Here is a 2,247-nt window from a genome sequence, read left to right as displayed (position 1 = left end):
ACATCCAGCGGGCGAAGCTCTCGGACGTCGCATCGGTCACAGCGATCGGAGCCCAGCGGTCGGTCGCCGGCGTCGACGGCGACGAGGAGACCATCAGCCTGCTGACCTACCAGACGGCCTATCAGGCTGCGGCGCGGGTGCTCACCGCGGTCGACGAATCGCTCGACGTGCTCATCAACCGCACCGGCCTCGTGGGCCGCTAGGAGGACGACCATGATCTCTCGCGTGACCGCGTCATCCATGACGCAGACGGCCATGCGCCAGCTGCAGGCGAACCTGTCGGAGCTCTCTCGTCTGCAGGAGCAGGCGAACTCGCAGAAGGCCTTCCTCGCGCCCTCCGACGATCCGAACGCGGCGGCCACCACGCTGCTCCTGCACGCCGAGCAGCGTCGCACCGAACAGCACGCCCGCAACATCGACGACGGCATCTCCTGGCTCGCCACCGCCGATTCGGCGATCAGCGCCAGCACCGCGCTGCTCGCCCGCGCCCGCAACCTCACCGTGCAGGGCGCGAATGACGGGGCGCTGGACGCGACGGCGAAGGAGGCCATCGCGGTCGAGCTCGAGGGCATCCGCGATGAGCTGCTCGCGCGGGCGAACACCACGGTGCTGGGGCGGTCCGTCTTCGCCGGCACCTCCGACACCGCGGCCTTCGACCCGAACGGCGTGTTCAGCGGACTGCCCGGCGCGGAGGTCGTCCGGCGGGTGTCCGACGACGCGTCCATCCGCGTCGACAGCGACGGCGCCGCGGTCTACGGCAGCGGAGCGAACTCCGTCTTCGCGCTGATCACGAACATCGTCGCCGACCTGCGTGGCGGTCAGAACGTCGGCCCCCGACTGAACGAGATCGATCAGCGGCGTGATGCGATGCTGAGTGTGCAGGGCTCGGTCGGCGCCCGGCAGTCGCAGATGGAGCGGGCAAAGGAGGCGACAGTGCAGGATTCGGTCTCACTCGAGGCGCGACGAGCCGCGGTCGAAGACGTCGACTCGGTCGAGGTGCTCGTGAAGCTGCAGGCGCAGGAGCTCGTCTACCGTTCGGCGCTCGCCGTCACCGGCCGTGTGCTGCAGCCCTCGCTTCTGGAGTTCCTGCGATGACCGCGCTTCTCGATTTCGTCACCCCTCCGCTGGGACTCGCCCCGCACACCCGCTTCCGGCTCGACCCGATCGACGGGGCGGAGGGACTCTTCTCGCTCGGCGCGATCGACGACGACGCCCTCCGGCTCTACGTCGTCGACCCGCAGACGGTCGTGTCGGACTACTCGCCGATCCTGACCGATGAGCACGTCGACGCCCTCGGCCTGACAGCGCCCGATGACGCGCTGCTGCTCGTCGTCGCGAGCCACACCGCAGACGGCGTGCACGTGAATCTGCTCGCTCCGATCATCGCCAACAAGGCCACCGGCGCGACCGCCCAGGTCATCCTCGAGGGGCAGGACTATCCGCTGCGCGCCCCGCTCAGCTGATCGGCACCGCGCCGACTAATCTGAGAGGGTGATCCTCGCCGTCGACACCTCGCTCGGAACGGCCGTCGCCGTCATCGACGCCGACGGCCGCGTCGTCGCCGAGGCGGGCACCCCCGATCCGCTCGGCCATGCGGAGGTGATCGGCGATCTGCTCGCGCAGGTCGCGCGTCGCGGGATCACGCATGTCGTGGCGGGCATGGGTCCTGGACCCTTCACCGGGCTGCGCATCGGGATCGCCGCCGCGCGCGCCTTCGCGCTCGGCCGCGGCATCCCTCTCATCCCGATCCCCAGCCACTTCGCGATCGCCCTCGACGCGAACGCCGACGGGCCGCTCGAGGTCGTCACCGACGCCCGCCGCCGCGAGATCGCGGTGAGCGTGTTCGACGGGATGGATGCCGACGGCATCCCGCATCTCATCCGACCGACCCGCCTCGAGAAGCGCGGCGTCGAGCGCGACGAGCCGGTGCACGAGACGACCGAGCTGTCGGCCGCGGCACTCGCCCGGGTCGGCGCCAGGGCGATCGCGGCCGGCCGTGTCCTGGCCGACGCCGAGCCGCTCTACCTCCGCTCGCCCGACGTGGTGCAGCCGGGCGCCCCGAAGCGGGTGAGCTCATGACCCTGCGCGTCGCGACTCTCGACGACCTCGCCGCCATCATGGATCTCGAGCGGCGCGGCTTCCCCACCGACGCGTGGAGCGAGCAGACGATGGGCACCGAGATCTCGAGTCTGCACAACGTCTATCTCGTCGATCTCGAGGGCGACCGCGTCGTCGGCTACGGCGGGG

The 2,247-nt window shown here is 70.5% G+C and carries 4 protein-coding genes; all 4 read left to right on the top strand.

Going from position 1 to position 2,247, the window contains the following annotated elements:
* Positions 1-203, top strand: a 203-nt coding sequence (locus RT309_RS04920; protein ID WP_313355767.1) for a flagellar basal body rod C-terminal domain-containing protein, incomplete at its 5' end; no start/stop codon positions are given.
* A gap of 10 nt (positions 204-213) precedes the next feature.
* On the top strand, positions 214-1,095 hold the full coding sequence (gene flgL / locus RT309_RS04915; RefSeq protein ID WP_313355766.1) for a flagellar hook-associated protein FlgL: 882 nt from the start codon (positions 214-216) through the stop codon (positions 1,093-1,095).
* Positions 1,092-1,463, top strand: a complete 372-nt coding sequence (locus RT309_RS04910; protein ID WP_313355765.1) for a flagellar assembly protein FliW — start codon at positions 1,092-1,094, stop codon at positions 1,461-1,463. Before flgL ends, RT309_RS04910 begins: the two co-directional genes overlap by 4 nt.
* A gap of 28 nt (positions 1,464-1,491) precedes the next feature.
* Positions 1,492-2,079, top strand: a complete 588-nt coding sequence (gene tsaB / locus RT309_RS04905) for a tRNA (adenosine(37)-N6)-threonylcarbamoyltransferase complex dimerization subunit type 1 TsaB (protein WP_313355764.1) — start codon at positions 1,492-1,494, stop codon at positions 2,077-2,079.
* The last annotated feature ends 168 nt before the right edge of the window (positions 2,080-2,247 follow it).

It is taken from the genome of Microbacterium sp. (genome assembly GCF_032084865.1).
GTDB lineage: Bacteria > Actinomycetota > Actinomycetes > Actinomycetales > Microbacteriaceae > Microbacterium.
The sequence above is the reverse complement of the archived record's forward strand: the minus strand, read 5'-3'. Positions and strand labels throughout refer to the sequence as shown.

Coding starts and splice junctions, on each gene's coding strand:
- flgL (WP_313355766.1), top strand. CDS start 214: ATGATCTCTCGCGTGACCGCGTCATCCATGACGCAGACGGCCATGCGC.
- RT309_RS04910 (WP_313355765.1), top strand. CDS start 1,092: ATGACCGCGCTTCTCGATTTCGTCACCCCTCCGCTGGGACTCGCCCCG.